The organism is Pseudomonas putida (genome assembly GCF_016406145.1).
In the GTDB taxonomy this organism is placed as follows: Bacteria; Pseudomonadota; Gammaproteobacteria; order Pseudomonadales; family Pseudomonadaceae; genus Aquipseudomonas; species Aquipseudomonas putida_E.
This window is the reverse complement of record NZ_CP066306.1, coordinates 941702-966032: the sequence shown is the minus strand read 5'-3', so window position 1 is coordinate 966032 and position 24331 is coordinate 941702. Positions and strand designations below refer to the sequence as shown.

The 24331-nt window shown below is 63.4% G+C and carries 22 protein-coding genes; 4 read left to right on the top strand and 18 right to left on the bottom strand.

Features of this window, described 5'->3' with window-relative positions; genetic code table 11:
• Positions 1 to 8: 8 nt before the first annotated feature.
• The 4 genes from JET17_RS04430 to JET17_RS04415 form a co-directional block, all read right to left on the bottom strand.
• The gene (locus tag JET17_RS04430) at positions 9 to 1460 is read right to left on the bottom strand and encodes an efflux transporter outer membrane subunit (protein WP_012312802.1); all 1452 of its coding nucleotides are present in this window, start codon (positions 1458 to 1460) and stop codon (positions 9 to 11) included.
• On the bottom strand, positions 1457 to 2518 hold the full coding sequence (locus JET17_RS04425) for an HlyD family secretion protein (protein WP_012312801.1): 1062 nt from the start codon (positions 2516 to 2518) through the stop codon (positions 1457 to 1459). The genes JET17_RS04430 and JET17_RS04425 overlap by 4 nt, the downstream gene beginning before the upstream one ends.
• A 27-nt stretch (positions 2519 to 2545) precedes the next feature.
• Positions 2546 to 4087: an MFS transporter gene (locus JET17_RS04420; RefSeq protein WP_012312800.1), complete on the bottom strand. Its 1542-nt coding sequence runs from the start codon at positions 4085 to 4087 to the stop codon at positions 2546 to 2548.
• A gap of 135 nt (positions 4088 to 4222) precedes the next feature.
• Positions 4223 to 5131, bottom strand: coding sequence for a LysR family transcriptional regulator (locus tag JET17_RS04415; RefSeq protein ID WP_012312799.1), 909 nt, complete (start codon positions 5129 to 5131; stop codon positions 4223 to 4225).
• Positions 5132 to 5398: 267 nt separating this feature from the next.
• On the opposite strand from JET17_RS04415, the gene JET17_RS04410 reads away from it, so the two are divergent.
• Positions 5399 to 5845: a universal stress protein gene (locus JET17_RS04410; RefSeq protein ID WP_012312798.1), complete on the top strand. Its 447-nt coding sequence runs from the start codon at positions 5399 to 5401 to the stop codon at positions 5843 to 5845.
• 22 nt (positions 5846 to 5867) lie between these two features.
• Here the strand turns inward: JET17_RS04410 and JET17_RS04405 are convergent, their stop codons facing one another.
• Genes JET17_RS04405 through JET17_RS04390 form a run of 4 tightly spaced genes read right to left on the bottom strand, consistent with a single transcriptional unit; the run spans position 5868 to position 10656 of the window.
• Positions 5868 to 6737 carry an HlyD family secretion protein gene (locus JET17_RS04405; protein WP_012312797.1) on the bottom strand — a complete coding sequence of 290 codons (870 nt, stop codon included), beginning with the start codon at positions 6735 to 6737 and terminating at the stop codon, positions 5868 to 5870.
• A 10-nt stretch (positions 6738 to 6747) separates the two neighbouring features.
• Positions 6748 to 6948, bottom strand: a complete 201-nt coding sequence (locus JET17_RS04400; protein ID WP_008097766.1) for a DUF1656 domain-containing protein — start codon at positions 6946 to 6948, stop codon at positions 6748 to 6750.
• A gap of 4 nt (positions 6949 to 6952) precedes the next feature.
• On the bottom strand, positions 6953 to 9130 hold the full coding sequence (locus tag JET17_RS04395; RefSeq protein WP_012312795.1) for an FUSC family protein: 2178 nt from the start codon (positions 9128 to 9130) through the stop codon (positions 6953 to 6955).
• Positions 9127 to 10656: an efflux transporter outer membrane subunit gene (locus tag JET17_RS04390; protein WP_012312794.1), complete on the bottom strand. Its 1530-nt coding sequence runs from the start codon at positions 10654 to 10656 to the stop codon at positions 9127 to 9129. The genes JET17_RS04395 and JET17_RS04390 overlap by 4 nt, the downstream gene beginning before the upstream one ends.
• Positions 10657 to 10834: 178 nt before the next feature.
• Between JET17_RS04390 and JET17_RS04385 the strand changes: the two genes are divergently transcribed.
• Together JET17_RS04385 and JET17_RS04380 are read left to right on the top strand one after the other, a co-directional pair.
• Positions 10835 to 11782: a LysR family transcriptional regulator gene (locus tag JET17_RS04385; RefSeq protein WP_012312793.1), complete on the top strand. Its 948-nt coding sequence runs from the start codon at positions 10835 to 10837 to the stop codon at positions 11780 to 11782.
• 126 nt (positions 11783 to 11908) lie between these two features.
• Positions 11909 to 12883 (top strand): 2-hydroxyacid dehydrogenase, encoded by a 975-nt coding sequence (locus JET17_RS04380; RefSeq protein ID WP_012312792.1) that lies wholly within the window; start codon positions 11909 to 11911, stop codon positions 12881 to 12883.
• Between the two features lie 40 nt (positions 12884 to 12923).
• On the opposite strand, the gene JET17_RS04375 is transcribed toward JET17_RS04380, so the two are convergent.
• From JET17_RS04375 to JET17_RS04360, 4 genes are all read right to left on the bottom strand, one after another.
• Complete coding sequence (locus JET17_RS04375; protein WP_012312791.1) at positions 12924 to 13862, bottom strand: glycosyltransferase family 2 protein; 939 nt, start codon at positions 13860 to 13862, stop codon at positions 12924 to 12926.
• Complete coding sequence (locus JET17_RS04370; RefSeq protein WP_012312790.1) at positions 13859 to 14230, bottom strand: GtrA family protein; 372 nt, start codon at positions 14228 to 14230, stop codon at positions 13859 to 13861. Before JET17_RS04370 ends, JET17_RS04375 begins: the two co-directional genes overlap by 4 nt.
• On the bottom strand, positions 14224 to 15744 hold the full coding sequence (locus JET17_RS04365; protein WP_012312789.1) for a glucosyltransferase domain-containing protein: 1521 nt from the start codon (positions 15742 to 15744) through the stop codon (positions 14224 to 14226). Before JET17_RS04365 ends, JET17_RS04370 begins: the two co-directional genes overlap by 7 nt.
• 89 nt (positions 15745 to 15833) lie before the next feature.
• On the bottom strand, positions 15834 to 16730 hold the full coding sequence (locus tag JET17_RS04360; RefSeq protein ID WP_012312788.1) for a DMT family transporter: 897 nt from the start codon (positions 16728 to 16730) through the stop codon (positions 15834 to 15836).
• 216 nt (positions 16731 to 16946) lie between these two features.
• Between JET17_RS04360 and JET17_RS04355 the strand changes: the two genes are divergently transcribed.
• Positions 16947 to 17822, top strand: a complete 876-nt coding sequence (locus JET17_RS04355; protein ID WP_012312787.1) for an AraC family transcriptional regulator — start codon at positions 16947 to 16949, stop codon at positions 17820 to 17822.
• Here the strand turns inward: JET17_RS04355 and JET17_RS04350 are convergent.
• The 6 genes from JET17_RS04350 to JET17_RS04325 all read right to left on the bottom strand — a co-directional run bounded on the left by JET17_RS04350 (position 17819) and on the right by JET17_RS04325 (position 24065).
• Positions 17819 to 20209, bottom strand: a complete 2391-nt coding sequence (locus tag JET17_RS04350) for a TonB-dependent siderophore receptor (RefSeq protein ID WP_012312786.1) — start codon at positions 20207 to 20209, stop codon at positions 17819 to 17821. The two genes, JET17_RS04355 and JET17_RS04350, sit on opposite strands and share 4 nt — an antisense overlap.
• 117 nt (positions 20210 to 20326) lie before the next feature.
• Positions 20327 to 21313 (bottom strand): FecR family protein, encoded by a 987-nt coding sequence (locus JET17_RS04345; protein WP_012312785.1) that lies wholly within the window; start codon positions 21311 to 21313, stop codon positions 20327 to 20329.
• Positions 21310 to 21807 (bottom strand): sigma-70 family RNA polymerase sigma factor, encoded by a 498-nt coding sequence (locus JET17_RS04340; protein ID WP_012312784.1) that lies wholly within the window; start codon positions 21805 to 21807, stop codon positions 21310 to 21312. Before JET17_RS04340 ends, JET17_RS04345 begins: the two co-directional genes overlap by 4 nt.
• Before the next feature lie 55 nt (positions 21808 to 21862).
• Positions 21863 to 22189, bottom strand: a complete 327-nt coding sequence (locus tag JET17_RS04335) for a DUF3325 domain-containing protein (RefSeq protein WP_012312783.1) — start codon at positions 22187 to 22189, stop codon at positions 21863 to 21865.
• Positions 22183 to 23763, bottom strand: a complete 1581-nt coding sequence (locus JET17_RS04330; protein WP_012312782.1) for a PepSY-associated TM helix domain-containing protein — start codon at positions 23761 to 23763, stop codon at positions 22183 to 22185. Before JET17_RS04330 ends, JET17_RS04335 begins: the two co-directional genes overlap by 7 nt.
• Entirely contained in the window at positions 23760 to 24065 is a 306-nt protein-coding gene (locus JET17_RS04325; RefSeq protein WP_012312781.1) for a DUF3649 domain-containing protein, read from the bottom strand. Before JET17_RS04325 ends, JET17_RS04330 begins: the two co-directional genes overlap by 4 nt.
• Between the last annotated feature and the right edge of the window lie 266 nt (positions 24066 to 24331).

Here is a 24331-nt window from a genome sequence, read left to right as displayed (position 1 = left end):
CCGCTTGATCACACCTTTGTCGTCGGCTGCCCGTCGAACGCCTGCCAGCCACCACCCAAAGCCTTGTACAGCCCGACCAATGCCTGCGATACCGCCGCCGAACTGTCGATCCACTGCTCTTCGCTGGCCAGCAACGCACTCTGCACGGTCAGCACGTTGAGAAAGTCCACTGCGCCTTCCACGTACTGACGCTGGGCGGTTTCCAGGGCGATGCGGTTTTGCCGCACCGCTTCGGCCAAATGATCACGGCGCAGCTGGCTGGCGTTGTACAGGCGCAGCACATCGTCGATCTCGTGCCAGGCACCGAGCACCACCTTGCGGTAGTTGAGCGCCGCCTCCTGCTGCTGCGCCTCGCGCAGCGCCAGGGTACCCTTGAGCCGGCCACCCTCGAAGATCGGCAATGACAGCTGTGGGCCGAAGGCAAAGCGGCGCGAGTCCCAAGCGCCGAAATCCGACAGTTGCATGGCCTGGAAGCCGACGCTGCCGGACAGCCGGATGCTGGGGTAGAAATCCGCCTTGGCCACGCCAATGCTGGCAGTGGCCGCATGCAGCCGTGCCTCGGCCTGGCGGATGTCCGGACGGCGCTCGGCCAGCTCGGATGGCAAGCCGATCGCAAATTGCTGCTGCGGCGCGGGCAACTCCCCGCCCTCAAGCAACTGTGCCTGCAAACTGCGTGGCGGCTCGGCCGCCAGCAGGCTGAGCGCGTTTATCAGGTCGTCGCGCCGGGCCTCCAGGCTCGGCAGACGGGCCTCGATCGAGGCAACCTGGGCACTGGCCTGGGCCACGTCGAGCCGGGTGGCGACACCCTCGGCCTGGCGGTCCTGGGACAGCTTCAGGCTGTGCCGGGCGACCTTCAGGTTGTCGCGCGTGACATCGAGCGTGTGCTGCACGGCACGCAACTGGATGTAGTTGCCTGCGGTTTCCGACAACAGCGCCAAGAGCACGCCGCGCCGGTCATTCTCGGCCACTTCCACCGTGGCGTCGGCAGCCTCCACCTGCCGGCGCACCCGGCCCCAGAGGTCCAGCTCCCAACCGGCGACCAGGTCGCCCTGCCACAGGTTGAACGCCGACTTGCCTGCCTTGCCGGACGGGTCGCTGAGGCCTTCGGCACTATTACGGGCGCGGCTGTAGCCGCCATCCACATCGACCGACGGCGCCTGGTCGGCAGCCACCGTACTGCGCAAGGCGCGGCTTTGCAGCAGCCGCGCACTGGCGATCTGCAGGTCGAGGTTACGCTCGGCCACCTGCTGGATCAGCGCACTCAGGCGCGCATCGTGGAAGGTCTCCCACCAACGCAGTTCAAGCGCTTCTGCCTGCGGCTGGCTGGGTGCAGCTTGGCCCTGCAGCGGTGCCCATTGCTGCGGGGCCTGGCTGGCCGGGCGCTTGAAGTCGGGGCCCAGGGTGCAGCCGGCCATCAGCACGGCTAGCAGCAAGGGGCTCAAGCGTAATGCCGGTTTCATCGTGTACTCACCTCTTTGCCACTGAACGTGTCACCACGGGTGTCGATGGTCGCTTCTACCGACATGCCCACACGCAGGCGCGCAAGCAACGGCTGGCCGTCATCGAAGACGATTTTCACCGGGATGCGCTGCACGACCTTGGTGAAGTTGCCGGTGGCGTTGTCGGGCTTTACTGCGGCGAAGGTCACGCCAGTGGCAGGCGCAATGCTTTGGACATGGCCCTTGAGGGTTTCACCGGAAAAGGTATCGACGCTGATACTGACAGGCTGCCCCGGCTGCACATGGGTCAGCTGGGTTTCCTGGAAATTGCCGACCACATAGGCATGCTGCAAGGGCACCACCGACAGCAGCCGCGCGCCCGGGTTGACGAAGGCGCCAACGCGCAGGGCACGCTCACCGACCATGCCATCCACCGGGGCGGTAATGCGCGTGTAGGACAGGTCCAGCTGAGCTTTCTCAAGGCCCGCTTCGGCACGCTTCAACTGCCCATCGGCGCTGGCTACCTGAGCGCTGAGGATGTCCACCTGCTTGCGCGCGGCAACCAATGCAGCCTGGGTATTGGCCAGCCGTGCACGGGCCTGGTCAACCCGGCTACGCGCCTGTTGGGCATTCTGCACGGTGCCGGCGCCCTGCTGGGCGAGACGGCTGTAGCGGTTGACCTCGTGATCGGCGAACGATGCTTCGGCCTGCGCCGCCTTCACCGCCGCCTCAGCCTGGGCAATCAATGCCGCCTGGCGTTCCAGGGTGGCACGGGCATCGGCGCTTTGCGCCTGGGCCACCAGCAACTGGGCCTGCGCGGCATCCAGGGCGGCCTGGTAGTCCCGCGCATCGATGGTCGCCAGCAACTGGCCGGCCTGCACCTGCTGGTTGTCTTCGACCAGCACTTGCTTGACGAAGCCGGCCACCTTGGGCGCCACTACGGTGTAATCGGCGATCACGTAGGCGTCGTTGGTGCTTTGCCGGTGGTCACTGCCGAGCAGCCAGGGGCCGACGATACCCGCCAGCACGGCCACGGCGAGTACCGAGCCGATCACGATTGTCTTGCGCTTGTTGGTCATTTTCAGCGGTCTCGAATTCATCCGGGTTCAGGCCACCGCGCGCGGTGGGTAGACCCGGGTAGGCACGAAAGGAATCAGGCAGATCAGCGCCACGGCGATACCGGCCATGACCAGGTAAAGGTCGGCCGAAGTGAGCACCAGCGCCTGGTCATGGATACGCTTGGCAAGGCCCGCAGCGTGGTCATCGATCAGCGGGGCGTTGCCCAGGCTGTCCACCAGGTGGTTGGAATGAAAGTGTCGGCGCAGCGTGCCGAGGGCATCCAGCAGGCCACCGGCGATCACTGCGGCGAGCCCCTTGACGGTGTTGAACCAGCTGGAGGCGAATGGGCCTTCCTGCGGGCTCATGCCATTGGTGGAGAGCATCAGCAGCGGCAGTACTGCCATCGGTTGGCCGAACACCTGAAGCAGGTAAAAAGGGTAGAAATCACCGCGGATCCACTCGGAGGTCAGCAGGCTGCTACCGATGCACGACAGCGCCAGCATCGCCAGCCCCGTGGCCAGCACCCAGCGGCAGTCCACCGCGCGCAGGTTGCACAGTGCCGCCGTCAATGGCAGTGCAATCAGTTGCGGCATGGCCACCAGCATCATCAGCGGGCTGGTTTGCGCCGGGCGATACCCTTGGATTTGCGCAAGGTAGGCAGAGGGAATGCTGCCCACACCGGAAAGCACCACCAACACGCCGGCCAGGGTGACCAGCGCGAAGCTCAGGTTGCGGCGCGACAGCATGCGCAACTGGAAAAACGGCAGCGGCTCGGACCATTCGTTGTACAGGAACAGCACCAGCAACAGCACGCCCCCGCCCAGCAGCCAGCAGATCAGCGGCGAATCGAGCCATCCCCAGCGGTCCCCAAGCGACAGGCCCAGGACGATGCAGCTGATGGCCGGCAGGCCCAGCAACACGCCGCGCCAGTCGAACTGCTTGAAGCGCTCCAGACGCAGCGGGTCCTGCGGTAAGCCCCAGCCGACACAGAACATGGCCAGGGCCGAGGGCAGAATGATCTGCCAGAACGCCCACTGCCAACCGACGTATTCGGTCCACAACCCGGCCAGCGGCGTGCCGAGGTTGGGCCCGAAGGTGGCCGTCAGGGCATAGCAGGCCAGGCCGTAGACCTTGATGCCCGGCGGCAGAAAACGCAGCGCCACGCTCATGAGCATCGGTGGCAAGGCGCCCGCTGCAAAGCCCTGAAGGATGCGCAGCAGCATGAGGCTGTGCAGGTTGGGGGCCAAGGGCTGCAGCAATCCCAGCAGCGCAAACAGCCCGACCGCGCTCATGGTGAAGCGGCGCAAGGAGAAGGTAGTGGCCAGCCACGGCGCGAAGGCCATGGCCGAAACCGATGCGGCGCTGTACACCGCCAGCAGCCAGGCGCCCTCGTCGGCGCCGATACCCATGGCCCCGCGGATATCGGCCAGGGAAATCTTGGTCACCGACTCGTTGAGGCCGGCGCACAGCACGGCCAGCAACACGCCGAACAGCCCGACCACCACGCGCAGGCCGAACGCCGACTGCACGGGCGCAGCCGGCGCAGGGGCGGCGGCGATCGCGGTGGCAGGGGCGGACAGAGAACTCATGGGTAGACAACTCCAGCAACAATTTTATGGCTGGGGCAAGTCTAAGAAAGTCGAATGCTTACGAAAACTGACTTATCGGAAGTTTTATATTGCGTATGACGCAATCCGCTTCAGCCGCAATCGGACGAAGCGGGGTTACGGATCAACACTGCAACAGGCTTTCAGGATCTGCCGCAACCAGCGGTGTGCCGGATCGTTGTGATAACGCGGGTGCCAGGCCTGCAGCACGGTTACCCGCTCCAGCGGCACGGGAATCTCGAACGAGCGCAACGGCAAACCGAGCTTGTGCACACTGTTGAGGATATTGGCGGGCATCGGCAGTATCAGGTCCGAATCCGGCAGCGAGAACAACGCTGAGTGGAAACTCGGTGTAATCAGCGCTACGCGCCGCTGCACCTTGAAGTTGGCCAGTTCGACGTCAATCGGCCCATTGGCGCGGCCACGCCGGGAAACGCTGATCTGTGGATAACTGGCAAAGCTCTGCGGTGTGATCGGCTGGTCGAAGATCGGATGGTCGCGCCGCGCCAAACCCACGTAGTAGGTCTGGAAAAGGCTCTGCACCTTGATCTCCGGGCCCAGGTCGACGGTCGAGCTGATGATCAGGTCGGTGCGCCCGTCGCGCAGCACGCTATCGTCATCACCGCCGGGGCTCTCGGGCACGAAGCGCAGTACCGTGCGCGGGGCCTGCTCATGCATGCGGCGCAACAGCAGGGCGCCATACAGGGCAATGAACAGGTCATTGGTGCGGATGTTGAAGGCTCGGTCGAGCTTGGGCAAATCTACCTCTCCAGCACTGCGGAACACCTCACCGGCCTGCTCCACCAGCGCCGCCACCTGCTCGCGCAGCGCCAGCGCCCGAGGCGTCGGTACCAGGCCACGACCCGCGCGTACCAGGATCGGGTCGCCCAAGGCATCGCGGATACGCCCAAGGGTCCGGCTCATCGCCGCCGGGCTGAGGTTCATGCGCTGGGCCGCGCCAACCACGCTGCCTTCATCGAGCAGGGCGTCGAGGGCGACGAGCAGGTTCATGTCCGGGAGTGGCATGGCCGATTTCCGTGGCAGTTGTGGGAAAGCGATGTTAACAGGTCGCATGATTGCACCAGACGCAATGCGTTCGTGCGTGGTGGAACATTTATCTCGAGGGCGAGATGGGCCATAAATGATGCAGTGGCTGCACCGGCCCTATCGCCGGCAAGCCGGCTCCTACAGGTGCCCCACTGCCCTGCGATCGGTGCATTACTTGTGGGCCGGCTTGCCGGCGATGGGGCGGTACAGGCAACCGACCAGCCAGTTTTTCAGCAAGGAACCTCCATGCCCAGCCCCGTCCTGATTGCCATCGACGCGTCCCCTGCCTCGACCGCCCTGCTCACCCTCGCCCGCCGCTACTGCCGGCCCGACGAACACGAACTGCACGTACTGCTGGCCATCGACTCGACTTTCGCGGTGCACGACAAGCCTGCGCCCTACACCGCCGAGGAACTGGAGCAATACCCTGCCGCCTGTGAGGAACAACGCCTGGGCGACCGCGCCGTGGCCGAGGCCGTTGCATTGCTAAAGCAGGCCGGCTTCACCAGCCACGGCTGCATGGTCGCCGGGCAACCGGTCGAGGCCATTGTCGCCAAGGCACGGGAACTGCAATGCGAGCTGATCATCATGGGCCACCGGCACCTGTCACGGCTGGGGCGGATGCTCGACCCGTCGATCAGCGCGAAGGTGATTGACCGTGTCGAAATACCGGTAATGGTAGGCCCGGCCTAGGGTTTGATTGAACGTGGTTTAGCTAGCCCGCTCCACCCTCGCTCGGTTTCACCACCACCGTACACGTCGTCCCCGCCGCCAGCAGAAACCCGTCCGGCACTTCATCAATGTGAATCCGCACCGGCACGCGCTGGGCCAGGCGCACCCAGTTGAAGGTCGGGTTCACGTCGGCAATAAGCTCGCGGCTCTGCGGGTTGTCGCGGTCGTAGATACCGCGGGCGATGCTCTGCACGTGGCCCTTGAGCCGTTCGCCGCTCATCATCTGCAGCTCAGCCTGGTCACCCACCTTCACGTGCGGCAGCTTGGTTTCCTCAAAGAAGCCGTAAACCCAGAACGAGTTTTCATCGACCACTGCCATCACCGCCTCACCGGTACGCGCATAGTCACCCTTGTGGATATTCAGGTTGGTTACGTAACCATCGACCGTGGCAACGATACGGGTGCGCTTGAGGTTCAGCTCGGCCGCTGCCAGTGCTGCCTGGGCCTGTTGATAGTCGGCCAGGGCGGCATTGGCGATGTTGCTGGCGTCGTCGCGGTTTTCCTTGGAGATCACCAGGTTGTCCATGTCGGCACGGCGGCGGGCGTTGACCTTGCGCATCTCCCAGGTGGCCTTGCGCGAGGCGACCAACGCCTTGGCCTGGTCGACAGCCAGCTGGTAGTGCTCGGGGTCGACCCGGATCAGCAGGTCGCCCTTCTTCACCCGCTGGTTATCCTTGACCGGTACGTCCACCACATAACCGGGCACGTCGGCGGCCACATTGATGATGTCGGCCCGCACGCGCCCGTCACGGGTCCAGGGCGTAGTCATGTAGTGCAGCCACAACTGGCGACCGATCACCACGGCCATGGTCAGCACCAGCAAGGTAGCAAACAGGCTGAAGAACTTTTTCATCGAAGGATTCTCACCAGTAGAGCGACAGCGCCAGGGCGCCGAACAGGCAGACGAACAGGCTCAGACGCAACAGCGCCGGATGCCAGAAGAAGCGGTAGCCATCATGGCTGGCAATGAAGCGGTCCAGGCCCCAGGCCAGGCCCAGGGCGAACAGGAACATCAAGGTCATGGTGGGCATGTACACGCCATGGAAGGCGATCTCACGGGGCATGATTTCACGGAACATCGTGCAATCCTTTCGTCGTAGCCAACGGCGACTGTGGGTCGAGCAGGGAGGAACGGATGAAGTGCAGGTAGCTCTGCGCGCGGCGCAGCACCGAGGTATCGAAGTGCCGGGCGAAGGGTTCGTCGGTGGCCTGCACGCGGCTGATGGCGTGGTCCACCGCCACCAGCGCGCGCTCGTGGTTGCTGGCGCTGGGCTGCAGGAACAGCCGCGCCAGAGCCCGGCCCATGACACGGATGGCCTGTCGCCAAGGCTGTGATTCGGCATACGCAGGATGGATTGGTGCGCGGGCCTGCTCCTTGCGCAGCTCGATGACCGCATGGCCGATTTCCAGCACGGTGAACATCCAGCCCATCAGCTGGCTTTGTACCTGCGGCTTGCCGGCGGCCAGACCATAGGCCTGGTGCAACAGGTCACGGGTGCGGCTTTCGAAAGCCGAGCCCAGACCGCGCAGGCGACCACTGATGGCGAACAGTACCTGCTCGCGCAGCTCCTGCTCCAGGCGGCTCCACAACCAGCGGCTGTTGGGCGGCAGGATGATCGCCCCGGCAGCAGCGCAGACGAACATGCCGAGGACCATGCCGATGTAGTCGTTGATGAAAGTGTAAGGGTCGTACACAGTCAGGTTGTTAGGCACCGAACCGATGGCGAAGAACACCAGCAGGCCTATGCCGTAACCCGCGTAAGCCGGCCGCGAAGACAGGAACGCGCCAAGCATGAACACCGGCGCCAGGACCATGCACAGCAGCGGGTAACCGTCGATCCAGGGGAACACGAAAAAGGTTTCGAAGAAGCCGACGAACGCGCCGATCGCCGTGCCGCAGGCCATTTGGAACGACATGCGCTTGGGGTTCGGCGAAGCCGCCGACAGGCCTACGGTGACGGTGGCGATCAAGGTCATCATGGCCCCACTGGGCCAGTCGCTGAGCAGCCAGTAGCTACCCAGCAGCAACAGCACCGCCGAGGCGCGCACGCCAGCGGCCAGCGACACCAGCCAGCTGGTCCGGGCCACGTAAGGCTCGTCCCACTGCTCGCGCTCGTGCGTGTGCGCGGCCAGGGAGGCATGGGTTTCGGCATAGCTGTACATCTCGTCGACGAAGCGATAGAGCAGCTCGAAAGCGGTATGAAAATCCAGCAGGTCGGACTCGCTGGGGTCGGTCAGCAGGTACTCGGCGCGCAGGCCGCGTACCTGAGCCTGCAGGCCCTCTTTGTAGGCAGCCAGTTCCAGTGTCAGACGCAGCGCATCGGCATCGGTCAGCGCACGCCCTACATAGGGCTCAAGCAGCTCGACCAAGGTGTTCAGGCCCGGCTCGATGGCCCCGACGATCTGCAGCGGGCCGCGGGCGCGCAAGCGTTCAAGCAACCGGTGCAGGGCGTTGAAGCGCGTGGTAATGGCCATGAACTCGCTGTTCATGCGCACCAGCCGGCCAGAGCGCCTGCGCATGTGCGGGTCTTCGAAGGCGGTGACGTTGCGCAGGCTTTCCAGGCCGACCGCCTCGGCGACGAACCGTACGTTGCTGGTTTCGAAACGGTCACGCTGGCTGTCACCGCGCAAGGCTTCGACCACCACCCCGGCGAACACGCCAAAACGCTGGTACAACGCATTGCGCATGGCGGCGCTGGCCGATTGCGGCAAAATCGCGGCGCTGACGAAGGTCGAGACGAGAATGCCCAGGGCAATCTCCAGCACCCGCCACACCGCAGCCATGAACGCTTGGTCAGGGTGCTCCAGCACCGGCAGGCCGATCATGGCAGCGGTGTAACCGGCCAGCACGAAGCCATAGGCGCGGAAGGTGCGGTAGCGCATGGCGCCCGCTGAACACAGGCCCACCCACAGCGCCAGGCTGGGCAGGAACAGCTCAGTGTTCTGCGGGAACAGGGCGATCAGCGCTACCATCATCGCCGAGCCAGCCAGAGTGCCGAGCACCCGGTAGAAGCTCTTGGCAAAAACATGGCCGCTCTGCGGCTGCATGACGATGAACACGGTGATCATCGCCGTGCGCGGCTGCGGCAACTCCAGGCGCATGGCCAGCCACAGGGTGATGAACGCAGCGGCCAGCACCTTGAAGATGTAGACCCAGGTCACCCCGTCGGTACGCGCCCAGGCAAAGAAGCCCCGGCGCCACTCCAGGCTGTGCAGCCAGCGCAGGGGCAGGCTCGATGTACTCATTCGGCGTGGTCCGGTTTGCGGTCGAAAACAGCCAGGGTGGCTGGGGTTTTCGGCGCCGTCTGGCGCTCCTGCTCAGGCACGTCCTTGCCGGCCTGCAGGCCACCACCCAACGCGGTCACCAGCTCGGCATGGGCGATCAGGCGCGCGGCCTGCACCTGCTGTTGCACCTGCTGCTGACGCAGCAGCAAAGTCTGGGCATTGAGCACGTTGAGGTAGTCGGTCAGCCCGCGCTGGAAGGCGACCATGGCAATATCGTAGGTTTTCTGTGCAGCGGCCACGGATTCGGCGGCGAAATGGGCCTGCTCCTTCATCGACTCACGGCGGATCAACTGGTCGGAAATGTTCTTCAGCGCGCCGATGACCGTCTGGTTGTAGTGCGCCACGGCCACGTCATAGCCCGCCGAGGCCACACCCAGCTGCGAGCGCAAGCGGCCGCCGTCGAAGATCGGCAGGCTGATGGCCGGCCCGACGTTGTAGTTGAACTTGCGCCCGGTGAGGAATTCCAGCGGCCCGCCACCGGTGGCCATGAAGCCCAGGCTGCCGACCAGGTCGACGTTGGGGAAGAAGCCGGCGTGGGCGACGTCGATGCCACGCGCCTGCGCGGCCACCTGCCAGCGGCTGGCGACCACGTCGGGGCGCTGGCCGACCAGCTCGGCGGGCAGCGCCGACGGCAGTTGCAGCGGGGCGGCGAGGGCCAGGCTGGGGCGCTGGATCTGCGCCCCCTCCCCTGGCCCCTTGCCCGCCAGCGCAGCCAGCTGATTGCGGGTAAGCGCGATTTCTTCGTCGAGGCTGTCCAGTTGGCGATGGGTTTCGGGTAGCGGGGCTTCGGCCTGGCTGACCTCGAAATGGGTACCGATACCGCCGTCCAGGCGGCGCTTGGCCAAAGCCAGGATCTGCTCCTGCTGCTCCAGCTCGGCCTTGACGATGTCGCGCTGGGCGAAGTGCAGGCTGAGCTGAATGTAGGCACGCACCACATTGTTCTGCAGTTCCAGTTGCGCCTGGCGGGCTTCGGCCACGCTCATGTGGGCCTGGTCCACGGCCTGTTCGCTGGCATTGCGCTCGCGCCCCCAGAGGTCCAGGGCATAGCTGAAGCCGATGGCGGCGTTGTTGTCCCAGGTGTTGGCACCCGACAGGGCGCCCGGGCCATAGAACTGGTCTTCAGGCCAGTTGTGGCGTTTGAGCGACGCCTGGCCGTTGGCCTGCAGCTTTTCTGCCGACTCGACCACACCGGCCATGGCTTTGGCTGCGCGCACCCGCGCTGCGGCCATGGCCAGGGTCGGGCTACCGGCCATAGCCAGGTCGAGCCAACGGTTGAGCTGCGGATCTCGGTAGGCGTGCCACCACTGCTGGTCGGGCCAGTGGGCATCGCTGGCGGCTTCACGGATGGCCGCGTCGGTGGTCAAGGTATTGGCTTGGAGGGTCTTGCTCTGTGGGGCAATGCCCCAGGTTCCGATACAGCCGCTCAAGGTGAGGCTAAGGGCACAGGCACTGAACGCCTGAAGCGTTCTGATGATGCGACGCGGCACAGCTGCGATTTCCCGAGGAAGAGGTGGAGGGCTGGGCAATTCTAGGGGGCGGCCGTACTGGCGATAAGCGCAGATTCCTGCGAATCTTTGTTACCAAAACAGCGATAATCCGGCTTTGGTCGAAGGCACATGCAACCAACTTCGTGACACAATTTGCCCTCTACCTTGAGAGTGACCCATGGACACCCTGCAAAACATGCGTGCTTTCAGTTGCGTAGCCCAGCTTGGCAGTTTCACTGCCGCCGCGGCGCAACTGGATACGACCACCGCGAACGTGTCGCGGGCGGTCTCCAATCTGGAAGCCCATCTGCAAACCCGGCTGCTCAACCGAACCACACGGCGCATCGCCCTGACCGAGGCGGGCAAGCGTTACCTGATGCGCTGTGAACAGATCCTCACCTATGTCGAAGAGGCCGAAGCCGAGGCAAGCGACGCGCATGCCCGGCCTGCCGGGCAATTGAAGGTGCATTCGATGACCGGGGTCGGCCAGCACTTCGTGGTCGATGCCATCGCCCGTTACCGCGAGTCGCACCCGGACGTGACCTTCGACCTGACCATGGCCAACCGCGTGCCCGACCTGCTCGACGAAGGCTATGACGTGTCCATCGTGCTGGCCACCGAGCTGCCGGACTCAGGTTTCGTGTCGCAGCGCCTGGGCATCACCTACAGCATCGTCTGCGCCTCGCCCGAGTACGTGGCCAGGAACGGCTTCGCGCACAAGCCGGTCGACCTGCTGCAGCATGCCTGCCTGCGCATGGTCAGCCCGGTGATCCCGCTGGAAAAATGGTTATTCGACGGCCCGGAAGGCCAGGAGCTGGTCAACATCACCAGCTCGCCGTTCCAGGTCAACTCGGCCGACGCGATGAAAACCGCGATTCGCAGCGGCATGGGCATGGGCGTGCTGCCGATCTACTCGGCCATCGATGGCTTGCGTGATGGCAGCCTGGTGCGGGTGATGCCGGACTACCGACTGCAGGAACTGAACCTTTATGCGATCTACCCGTCGCGCCAGTACCTGGATGCGAAGATCAAGACCTGGGTTGAGTACCTGCGCAACTCGTTGCCGGAGATTCTCGCAGCCCATGAAGCGGACCTGAAAACCCACGAGTTGCTGATCGCGAACTGAAAGCAGCTGCATGCAAGCTGCAAGCTGCAAGCTGCAAGCTGCAAGAAAAAGCAGATTGGTGCACGCGCTGCTTTTTCTTGCAGCTTGAAGCTTGTAGCTTGTAGCTTTTCCGTTGGAAGTAGCCCGATGAAAAAGACCGTCCTGGCCTTCAGCCGTATCACCCCGGCCATGGCCGAGCGCCTGCAGCAAGACTTCAACGTGATCGTGCCCAACCCCAAGCTCGGCGACATCAGTGCCCAGTTCAATGAAGCTTTGCCCCAAGCCCACGGCCTGATCGGCGCCGGTCGCAAGCTCGGCCGCGCGCAGCTCGAAGGGGCAGCCAAACTGGAAGTGGTGTCCAGCGTGTCGGTGGGCTACGACAACTACGACGTCGACTACTTCAACGAGCGCGGCATCGCCCTGACCAACACGCCTGACGTGCTCACTGAAAGCACCGCCGACCTGGGCTTTTCGCTGATCATGGGCTGCGCACGGCGCACGGCCGAACTGGACGCCTGGACCAAGGCTGGCCAATGGCAGGCCACCGTCGGCCCGGCGCACTTCGGCAGCGATGTGTACGGCAAGACACTGGGTATCGTCGGCCTGGGCAACATCGGCGCGGCCGTCGCACGCCGTGGCCGCTTCGGCTTCAACATGTCGGTGCTGTATGCCGGCAACAGCCGCAAGCAGGCGCTGGAGCAGGAATTGGGGGCCCAATACCGCAGCCTTGAACAACTGCTGACAGAATCCGATTTCGTCTGCATCGTGGTGCCGCTGTCCGACGCCACCCGCAAGCTGATCGGTGCTCGCGAGCTGAAGCTGATGAAGCCGAGCGCCTTCCTGATCAACATAGCCCGTGGCCCGGTGGTAGACGAGGCAGCGCTGGTCGAGGCGCTGCACAACGGCACCATTCGCGGCGCCGGCCTGGATGTCTACGAGAAGGAGCCGCTGAGCGAATCACCGCTGTTCAAATTGCCCAATGCTCTGACGCTGCCGCACATCGGTTCGGCCACCGCCGAAACCCGTGAGGCAATGGCCAACCGGGCGATGGACAACCTGCGCGCCGCGCTGCTGGGTGAGCGGCCGCGGGATCTGGTGAATCCGCAGGTGTGGAAGGGCTGATAACTCGTATTTGCCGCGAGCAGACCAGGCCAGGCAACCTTCACATGGGTTGCCTGCGCCGCCTCAGAACCTTGCGCACCACGTACCGGGGCCGATGCTTGGTCTCCTGGTAGATCCGGCCTATGTATTCCCCCAATATTCCGATGCCGATCAACTGCACACCGCCCAAGAACAGCACTGCCGTCATCAATGACGGATAACCCGGCACGTCATTTCCGAACAGGATTTTGTCGATCACCATATACATCGCAAACACAAACGCCGACAGCGATACCCCTCCGCCCACGTAACTCCATAGCCGCAAAGGCACAGTGCTGAACGAGGTGATGCCATCCAGGGCCAGGTTCCACAGCCGCCAGAAGCTGAACTTGCTGTTGCCCGCCGTGCGTTCAGGTCGGTCGTACTCGACGATTTCGGTACGAAAGCCTACCCAGGACAACACACCTTTCATGAACAGCTGCTGCTCCGGCAACTGGCGGATGGCGGCTACCACTTTGCGGTCCAACAAGCGAAAATCACCGACGTTCTCTTCGATCCGAGTCGATGCTATGCGGTTGTGCAGGCGGTAGTACAAGCGTGCGCTCCACCGTTTGAACCGCGTGTCAGCGGCGCGACTACGGCGCTTTGCCAGAACCACCTCCGCCCCTTGCTGCCACACATCGATCATCTGCGCGATAAGCTCGACCGGGTCCTGCAAGTCGACATCGATCGGCACCACGGCGTCGCCATCGGCGTACTCAAGCCCGGCGAACAACGCCGATTCCTTGCCGAAATTACGCGAGAAATTGACGACGGTTACCCATTCGTCACGTGCCGCCAACTCGGCGCAGATGGCTTCGCTGGCATCGTTGCTGCCGTCGTTGACCAACAGGATTTCGACCGCCAAGCCCTGTAAAGACGGTTCGTTGCGCACCGTGTGATAGAAGCGTTCGAGGGTGTCCTGCTCGTTGTACAGGGGCACGACCAAGGTAATGTTCATGGCTGCCTCCGCTTGAACACCACTGCTCGTGAGTAGCCATAGCCGATGATCAGGCTGACGGCGGAAAATGCCACGAGGGTCAGCCAGGGTGACAAACCAGCCCGGTCCGATAGCGCCCCCATGCTCAGGCTCAGGCACCCCATGCCCGACACGAACGCCAGGTAACGCAGCCTGCTCGGCGCGCAGGCAAACGTGAAGCGAGCATTGAGGTAATAGGACGCACTTACAGCCACTGTGAATGCCAGGAGGTTGCTCAATGCCTGGCTCAGCCCTGCAGCTTGGTGCAGCAGGAAGAAAACCGCCCAGTGCAACAGCGTATTTCCAACACCGATGAGGCCATAACGGTAGAAACGCAGGGCCATTACCATCGGTAGGTCTCGCTCTCGACAGGTGCTTTCATGAGCACATAGCCGTTACCGTCGACCAGGTGGATGTCGAAAAACTTGCTCTCCACCACCGCTGCATGGTCGCGCGCAAGTACCTGCTCACGGTCGAGTGGGGGGGATTTAGCGAAGTTGACCAGCCCGAGGCGCGGCATCATCTCAGGCAACAGCAGAAAGTCGATGTTCATGACATAACGCAAAGCTGGCATCTGTTCATAGCTGGCGCTGGCTGCAGGCAACCAACGTCTGCTGCTACCGATGTCGAAAACATAGAATCGCTTGGTCTCGTACAACTGCGGCCGGCTTTCGATGGCATTGGCGAGCGAAGACGTCACCATGCGTTGCAGTTCCTTCTGCACGATCAGCGTTCGGCCGTAAGCAAACGAAAATGACAACATGAACAACACAGGAATAGCCAGCAGCCACCTCAGCCGACCGCCAAGCCCTGACAGTAGCCTATGCGCCAGCAGTGCCAGCATCATCAAGACCACCCCGAACCCCATCAACAGGCGTGCGCCACCGTCAAAATGCGCGAACACCATCATCAGGCCGTACACCAGCAACGCCACTACCGGGATGGGCAGCAGCAGCGCAGCCGTCAACACCCCCCGTTCCCATACAGGGCGTGGATCAACCAATACCTCACGCAAGGCGATCAGCAGCGCCACGAGCGCCAGCCCCGAAAGGCCGATGAACACCCACGCCGTTCCCGGCGTGATCAACAACGCCACGTGGCCCAAGATAACTTCCAGGCGCCGCAACACCTCAGGCCACCACTGGGCATCCAGAGGCAGCAACGCAGTGCGGGGGACATCTATGAACTGATGGGCCGTGAGCGAGTACAGCAGGCACCCGCCGAGCAGCTGTGCCAGCCGGCCGAAAAGATGACGGCAGACCTGGCGCAACTCGGCATGCCCGAGTACCTGGCGCATGACTTCGAGGCAGCACAAGCCAGCGAAGACGTTGATGCTGACCTGATAGAAACTCGCGGCACATGCCACCAGCACGCCGCCCAGCAGGCACTGCTGCCAGCGCTCGGCACTCAGCGTGATGGCCCAGACGCATGCAGCCAGCGCCAACGCCATACCGGGTGCGTCGTATTGGTACGACAGGTTCTGCAGAAAGAAGGGGTTGTACCATAAGGGCAACACCACCAGCACGGAGGTCGCCGTGGGCACCGGGAAGTAATGTGACACCAGCCGGGCGAGCGCCAGGGCAGTCACGCTGGCTGCCAGCAGAATAGGCAAAGGGAACAGATTCACAGCCCCGGCAGAGAAGCCCAGCATGCGATGCATCAGATAGAGCAGGAAGCGCCCCTGCCCTGTCCAGGATTCATTGCCGGTAAGCGTGAGCCCAGCGTTCTGGGCGCGCCACACATCATCGATATAGGCGTAATCGGCAAGCACCAGCGGCAATAGATGAACAGCCAAGGCGAGCAGGCAGAGCATCTGGACCTGACGATGCGACAGTCGCTTGTTCCAGGAGAGCAATGGTGGCATTGACGTTTCCGGGCTAATGGCTCCCGGGCAAGTCTAAACAGCCTACCCCACACCAACACCTGGCATTTATGTCAGTTGCAGCGCAGCGCTCAACGTGCCAATGCACCTGCCAGCGTGGGTTTGCGCTTACGAAACACCAACACATTACCCGCCATGACAGCGACCAGCCCGAGCAAAGCGGGGGCTGTCCATTGATAGCCCTCGGCAAACGCCGACACATTCAGCGCCACCAGCGGGAACAACACCGTGCAATACGCAGCCCGCTCCGGGCCCATGCGCCCGACCAACGTCAGGTAGGCGGTGAAGCCGATCACTGAACCCGGGATCACCAGGTACAGCAGCGAGCCGATATAGCGCGTGTTCCACTCCATCGCAAATGGAATACCGCTGATCAGGCAATACACGGTCAGCATCGCGGCGCCATAGACCATGCCCCAGGCATTGGTGGTCATAGGCTTGAGGCCAGCTTTCTGCTGCATGCTCGAGAGCATGTTGCCTGCCGAAAAACACAGCGTACCGAGCAAGGCCAGACCGAGACCATAGAGCGTTTCGCGGCTTGCCGCATGGTGCGACAGCTCCGGCCAGAACAGCAGCCCCAACCCCAAAAGGCCAAGCGCGCCGCCACCGAGTACGTTGCTGGCAACCCTCTGGCCGAAAAAGAGGCGCGCATTCAGCGCATTCCACAGTGTTGCAGTGGAAAACACCACGGCGATCAGGCCGCTGGCAATCCACTGACTGGCGGTGAGGAAACACATGAAATTGACGCAGAACAGGCACAGGCCTTGCGCCAGGCACAGCAGATGACCGCGCCGATTCATCGGTTGCAGGCGGCGGGTGAGCAACAGGATGGCGAACAGAATCAGCCCGGCCAAGGCAAAGCGGTAAACGATCGAAACCGCAATGGCGACTTCGCCCAATTGCAGTTTCAGGGCGATCCAGGTGGTACCCCAGATCAGGACAGTGAGCAGGTACAGGGAGAGGTTCATGAGGGTTCCTTAGGCATACGACCATGCATTGCGGGGGGCACCCTGCGGCCAACCTGTAGGAGCTGGCTTGCCGGCGATCGAGGGCGCAGCCCTCGCCAGGGCCATCAGTGTTCTCTTCGGCCAGTGATGTGCGCTTGCACAAACTTGCGCTTTTCGACGCTCAGGGAGCTGCCACGTCGGCGCATCGGCAGTACGATGGCAACAGAGGAATCGCCCATGACCCCACTCACCCAGCTGCACGTGTTCAACGCCATGCATGCCTCGCCCCACGCGCGGCTGGAACTGAGCGCGCACCTGGGCGACGGGCTGGCGGCGGCGCTATGGAGCAACCGTGACGATGCCCGCGACTATCAGGCGCCCAGCCACCACACGCTGTCGTGCTACATCGCCCACGGCACCGGCACCTTTCGCCGCCAGCGCCCAGCCGACAAAGGGGCGCCGGACAAATTGTGCATCATGCCGGCCGGCCACGAGTCCAACTGGGTGGTCAATGGGCAGATCCGCCTGGCGCACCTGTACATCAGCGAGGTGCAATTCGCCCTGGGCTGCGTGCGTCTGCTCGACCGGGAACCGCGGGAGATGCAACTGCAGGAAGCGACGTTTCTCGACGACCCACGGCAGTCGTTGCGTTTTCGCCAGTTGATCAGCCTGGCCTGGGAAGAGCCAGGCGAGCGCTTGCTGGCCAGCAGCCTGGCACACGAGATTGTCGATCACGCCGTGCTCAGCCAGGTAGGGCTGCGCCAGGGGTTACGCCTCAAAGGCGGGTTGGCACCGAACCTGCGCCGGCAACTGGTGGAATACATCGAGACACACCTGGATCAGCCCATCACCCTCGGTGGGTTGGCCGTACGTTGCAACCTCTCCGAGTATCACTTCGCACGCATGTTCCGCACCAGCTTCGGCTTGCCGCCGCACCAGTATCTGCTGGCCCGCCGGCTGCATCGGGCCTGCCAACTGCTGCGCCTGGGCCAGCTGCCATTGGGAGACGTTGCATTGCTGTGCGGGTTTGCCAGTGCCAGCCATTTCAGCAATCGCTTTCGCCAGGCAGTCGGCGCGACACCTGGCGACTATCGCGCCGCCTTCAGCCACTAGAACTCGAAGGTACTCGACAGGCTCACCTGGCGTGCATCACCTATGGCAACGAAGTATTGGTTCACCGCCGAGCTGTAGTAGACCTTGTCGAACAGGTTCTTCACGTTCAGTTGCAGGCGCACGTTGTGCTCGTCGAGCCGGGTCTCATACGTGGCGAAGGCATCGGCAACGGTGTAGCTGGGCAAGTCGAAGGTATTGGTCGAGTTGCCCGGGCGCTCGCCGACATGACGGGCTCCGGCACCGAAACGCAAACTGTCGCCGCCGAACAGGCTGCCGAAGTCATACACCGCCGACAATGAGCCACTGTGCCTGGCCACGTTCTGCAGGCGGTTACCCTCAAGGTCCGGGTCCTTGGTCACCTTGGCGTCGGTAAAGGCATAGCTGCCGATCAGGCTCCAACGTTCACTGAGCTGTCCGGTCAGGTCAAGCTCCACCCCCCTTGAACTGACCTCGCCCGCATTGCTGTAAACCGTCTCGCCGGTACCGCTGTCGAAGTTGGAGACCAGCACGTTGCGCTTGGTGATGTCGAACAGCGCCAAGGTGCCGGTCAGGCTGCCAGGCATGTCGAGCTTGGCACCCAGCTCCCACGACTTACCCTCTTCGGGCGCAATCGACGAATCCAGCACGACGCCACCGGTCAGCGGGGCAATGCTGGAGTTGGGTTTGAACGACTCGCTGTAACTACCATAGAACGACAACTGCTCATCGACCTTGTAGACGATGCCGGCATGCGGTACCCAGGCCTGGCCACTGGTGTCGGTATTGGCCTTGAACGGCCGGCCGCGGCCGGCGTACTGGTCGTACTGCTGAAAGCGGGCGCCGGCCACCAGTATCCAGTGTTCGTCCAGGTGCAGTGCGTCCTGCAGGAACAGCGCGTCGGTGCGCAGCTTGTCGGTCTGGTCACTGTCGCTGGCGCGCACCGTACTGCCCTCCACTTCCTGGCCATAGACCGGGTTCAAATAACTGAAGGTGGACTGAGCGGTCTGGCGAATCAGGTCGCCGCGAAAGACCTTGCGGTCTTCGTGATCAATGCCAATGAGCAGGTCATGCTGCATTCCGGCAAGCTCGACGTTGCCATTGAGGCTCAGGGTCGCGAACTGGTCGCGACTCATGGCGTTGTGGGTGCCATCGATGCTGCGCGTGAGCGTGCCCTTGGCTTCGTTGACACCGGTCACGCGCACCTGGCTGGCGTCGTAAGTCTCGCGGTTGAAGCTGTAGCCAAAGTGCAGTTTCCAATCGTTGGCCAGCTGGTGATCGACCTCCAGGCGATACAGGTCGGAGCGGCCTTCCATGTCGTTGAAGGGTTCATCCAGGCGACGCGTGGCCGGAATGTCCAGTGGGTGGCCGTTGCTGCCGAACGCGGTGCCCCGGTCGAACGGGTAGAGAAATTCACGGTGCTCATATGCCAGCACCACTTGGGTGTCCTCGCCCAGCCAGGCCAGCGACGGCGCCACCAGCGATTCGCGGTGCACGCCATAGTTACGCCAGTAATCCTCGTCCTCATGATCGACGATCAAACGGTAGGCGAAGTTGCTGTCGCCCAGTGCCCCGGTGCTGTCGACCCCGCCGCCGCTGCCGTTCTTGCCGCTGCCGTAGGTCGAACCGCGCACGGTCAGGGCGTTGTACTGCTGCAATTGCGGGCGCTTGCTGACCACGTTGATCACCCCGCCCGGGTCCTGGATGCCATACAACAGCGAAGCCGGGCCCTTGAGTACCTCGACCCGTTCGGTGCTCGCATTGAGGCTGCGCCCCTGCACGACGGGCATACCATCGCGCATGATCGAACCGTCGCGGTTATCGCCGAAGCCGCGCTTCATTACCGTGTCGGAGGTGCCACCGAAATTGTTGCCCTGGGTGATACCGCTGACATTGGCAAGGGCGTCATCCAGGTTGCGCGGGGCCTGGTCGCGGATGACCTGGGCCGGGACCACGTTGATGGCTTGGGGGATATTCTGGGACGGGCCCTGGCCACGCATGATCGAGGCGCTGGCCGGCGGCTGATAGCTGTAGGTGTCCATCTGCGAGGTCACCGTGGTGGCCTGCAGGTTGAGCGCACCGGAGGTGTCCACCGGTTCAAGCGTCAGGGTGCGGGCATCGACCCGGCGCCAGGTCAGGCCAGCGTTGCCCAGCAATTGCTGCAGCGCCTGTTCGGCACTGAACGTACCCTGCAGGGCCGGTGCCTGCACGGCAGGAAGTTCCAAGGTGTAGACCACGCTCTGGCCGGTGGCGCGGCTGAAGGCATTGAGCGCCTGGGGCAAGGGCTTGCTCGGCTGGGCGAACCTGTGCAGTTCAAGCTGCTCGGCGGCAAGGACACAAGGGGCAGCAGCCAAGGCCGAAAGCGCTGAGAGACCAAGCCAGAGGGGGACGCAACGGTGGGTGAACTTCATGGACGCTGACCTGTGAGAGGGTTATGACTGCGAATGAATCGCACTTCCACTCATTACACGGATGTCACGTCCAGTTACCTCATCCGCTTTTGAAAATTATTTTTCCGATACCGTCGCTTAACGGATAACTGTCAACCGGCCGAGAACCGTCTGCCGCGAGAACCCCATCACCTTGCCCAGCGAATCCAGTGCCGCCAGTGGCTCGCGCACCGGGAAACTGCCGCTGACCTTTCGCTGCCCCAACTCGCTATCGAGCAGCACGATCCGCCCCGGGTAATAGCGCCCCAGGTCCCCGACTACCTGCGCCAATGGCACCTGGTAGTAATTGACCCAGCCCTGGCGCCAGGCCAGACGGCTGTCGCTGTCCACACTCGCCGTATCACCCGCCTGGCCTCTGGCATAGGCCAGTTGCTGGTTGGCCGTCAGCTCACGGGCGGCCTGCCCCTGAGCTGGCGTGACCGCCACCCGACCGTTGCGCACCGTGACCTGTGCCCCCTCAGCCTGCTCGCGCACTTCGAACTCGGTGCCCAGCACCCGCACCTGCCCCCCTGCCGCCTGTACTACAAACGGGGCACCGGTGTGCGTGACCTTGAAGAATGCAGCGCCATGCAACAGCCGCACATGACGCTGCCCCTGCTGGAAATCGACAGCTATGGCACTGCCCGCATCCAGCGTCACCTGCGACTGGTCAGCCAGCGTCACCTGGCGAATGGCGTCTGTGCTGCTGAAATCGGCCTGCAGGTCCTGCACCCAGTACCCCGGATGCCAGCCCCCCGCAACGCCCACGGCCAGCACCAGACACGCTGCTACGGCCAGTGCCCGGGCGCGGGCGCGCCACCAGCGAGGCGGGGCAGGCGCCTTGGCCATGACATCCAGGTATCGTTGCAGGTCGGCGTGTTCTTCCTCGGCCAGGCGTGCCGCGGGAGCCGCACTCTTCTGCCACAGCGCCTGGGCCTGGGCATAGGCTTCACGGTGCCTGGGGTCGGCCAGCAACCAGCGCTGGAACGCCGCACTGTGCGCTACCTCAGGCTGCTCGTTGATCCTGGCCAGCCAACGCAGTGCTGCTTGCGACGGGTCGGGGGTGGTCAAGTCTGAATGGCTCATCGACGGGCGCTCCCTGGCCTGCGCATCGGGGTCGCGGGTTCGGCAACACTGGCCTTGCACGCTTGGAGGGCGCGCATCATATGCTTTTCCACGGCGCTCTGGGACAGCTGCATGGCCTTGGCGATTTCGCCGTACTTGCAGCCGTGTATGCGGTTGAGCAAAAAGATCTGCCGGGTGCGCTCGGGCAGGGCGCGCAGCGCCGCTTCGATGCGCTGCAGGTCATGATCTACCTCCAGGGCCTGCTCCGGTGCCTGGGCAAGGCATTCATCAGGGGGCAGCGACGCTTCGGCGATCCGCTCGCGGCTGCCTTCACTGCGCAGGTGGTCGATGGCCAAGTTGCCGGCGCAGCGCAGCAGGTAGGTATCCAGCGCCTCGACCTTGACCTCGGGGCGGCGCCAGAAGCGCAAGAACAGCTCCTGCACCAGGTCCGATGCAGTGGCGCGGCAGCCTACCCGACGGCTGACCAGGGCTTCCATGCGTGCGCGCTGGGCCATGAAGACCTGGACGAAACGTGCGCGCGTACTGTCGCTGTCAGGCTCGATCAAGGCATCATCCGCCAGATATGACCAGCAGCGGGCCCAGTATCAGGCTGATCGCCGCCAGCCCCAGCAACAGGCGCGGCAGGTAAGGCAAGGTGAAGACCCACAGTGTCACCCCGGCCATCAACACAGCGACCCACTCAACCAAGCCATGCGCCCACCCACGCAGGTGCACCGACAGCAACAGTGATGCCAGCAGCAACGACCAACCCGCCATGCGCAGGCTACGCAACTGGCCGATAGCAGGCTTGCGCCCGAGCAGGTCGCTGAAGTGCTTTTCCATCGCCAGGCACAATGCGGCGAACCCGGCAAAACCGATCAGGGCGACGCTCAGCATCCGTTCACCTCGACCACTTCGGCCGATGCCTTGGACACCTTGAGCTCACGCTTGGCCACAGCCTTCGGAGCACGCAGCATCTTGCCTGCGGCCCAGGCCAGGAAAAGACCGGTGCCCAATGCCGTGAGGTCCAGGCCCGCCATCGCCCAGTCGCCGACGGCTACGCTGTGGTTCAGCCCCTGGCCGGTGGTCAAAGCATTGAGCAAAGGCAGCAGCGCAAAGGCCAGCGCGCCCAACCCAAGCTGCTCGCCCCAGGCTCGGCGCCCGGGGCGCAGCACGGCATGTGCCAGCGACAACAGCCAGACCACGAAGAACGTGTTCACCTCCCAGTCCGCCCGCCCTTGCAGCGCCGCAGGCAGCAAGCGGTTGGCCCAGAAAAAGCCGGCCACCGCGAGCAGCAGGCCACTCATGCTGGCAATGTTGAGCACCTCGACCAGACGCAACTCAGCGGGCATGCGTTCGCGCTTGGCATGCTTGAGCTGGCGCTTGCCAAGCCACATCACCAGGCCTGTGCCGATCACCGCAGTACCCGCCACCCCGAACACGAAGTACAACCAGCGCAACCAAGGCCCGGCGAAGTTGCCCATGTGCAGACCGACGAAGCTGAACGAGGTCATCATTGCAGCGCTTTCCGGTGCCCCCTGGCTCAGCAGTTCGCCCGTGCTGCCGTCGAACATCCAGTTGGCGCTGCGCTTGTAGGCGATGTTGTCGGCCGAGGCCTGGGCGAAGCTCACGCGAGCGTTGCGGTCGCCCGGGTTGTGCACCTGTATGTAACCCATGCGGGCGCCGGGGACCTGCGCCTGAACCTTGGCGTACAAGCCTGCCAGCGGCACCATGGGCGCAGCGACGTTGGCCGCCTTGGGCACATCGTCACGGCCGAACAGGTCGTTGAAATAGCCGTTGGTATTGCCGCCATAGCTGGCCATGATGCTGGCCGGCATCACCATGTACATGAAGATCACCAGGCTGCTGTAACTGATCATCAGATGGAACGGCAACACCAGCACTCCAATGGCGTTATGCCCGTCCAGCCACGAGCGCTGGCCCTTGCCGGGGCGGAAGGTGAAGAACTCCTTGAAGATCTTCTTGTGGGTGATGATCCCGGTGACCAGGCCGAGCAACATGATGAACGCGCAGAAGGTCGCCAGCCAGCGCCCCCAGGGGTGGGGCATCTGCAGCTGGAAGTGGAAGCGGTAGAAGAACTCGCCGCCGCGGCTGTCGCGGGCCTCTACTGGCTGCCCGGTCTGGGCGTCGAGTTGCTTGCTGACAAAGCCACGGCGCCCGCCACTCGGATCACGCCAGCCGACGCTTAACGCGGCTTCGCGCTCGCTGGGCAGGCGGATCATCCAGTTGCCCGAATGCGCCGCGTTGGCCTCCAGATAGCGCTGGGCCAGGCCCAGGCTGGCCACCGGGTCGAGCGCGTGGCGGCGGACTTCGGGCTGTGCCCAGTGGCTGATCTCTTCCTTGAAATACGACAGTGTGCCGGTCAGGAAAATAGCGAAAAGCAGCCAGCCGAAAATCAGCCCGGCCCAGGTGTGCAACCAGGCCATCGCCTGGCGGAAACCGTCCTTCATGGGTTTTTCATCCAGTAGGCCAGCCCGTTGACCAGCCCCAGCAGCAGGCTCGGCAGCAACACGCCGAGCCAGGCATGCCAGGCGCTGCGGCAGGCAAAGCACCAGATGAAGGCCAACAGGTAGAAAACGAACGACAGCATCATGCCGGTCATGGCCGCGTCGACTTGCGCCAACGGCACCAGCAGGGTGATGCAGACACTGGCCATGGACGCCAGCAGGTATCCACCCAGCACCGCCGCCAGGCAACGTGAGGTCACGGCCAGGCGGTAGCTGAGGGGCAGTCCGGCGGCATTGCGCTTCATGGCGGAGGTCCGGGAAACTCTGGGGGCTGCAATAGTAATGATTTCAATTCGCATAAGCAAAGTCTGAAAGACTACGGGTTTTTAACCGGTCTTATGTCGTCAAAGGGCTGCCCGGTAGCCTCTGCGGGGTTAATTGCAACAGAAAATTTATTTTCACAAAGGGCTTGAATTCAGGCTTCGGTTGCCTGACCTTAGAGTCAAGAGGCGAAGAATTACCAAGGGCCTCAAGGGCCTAGGCACGCCTCCATGCGAGCAAGCTGAATAAG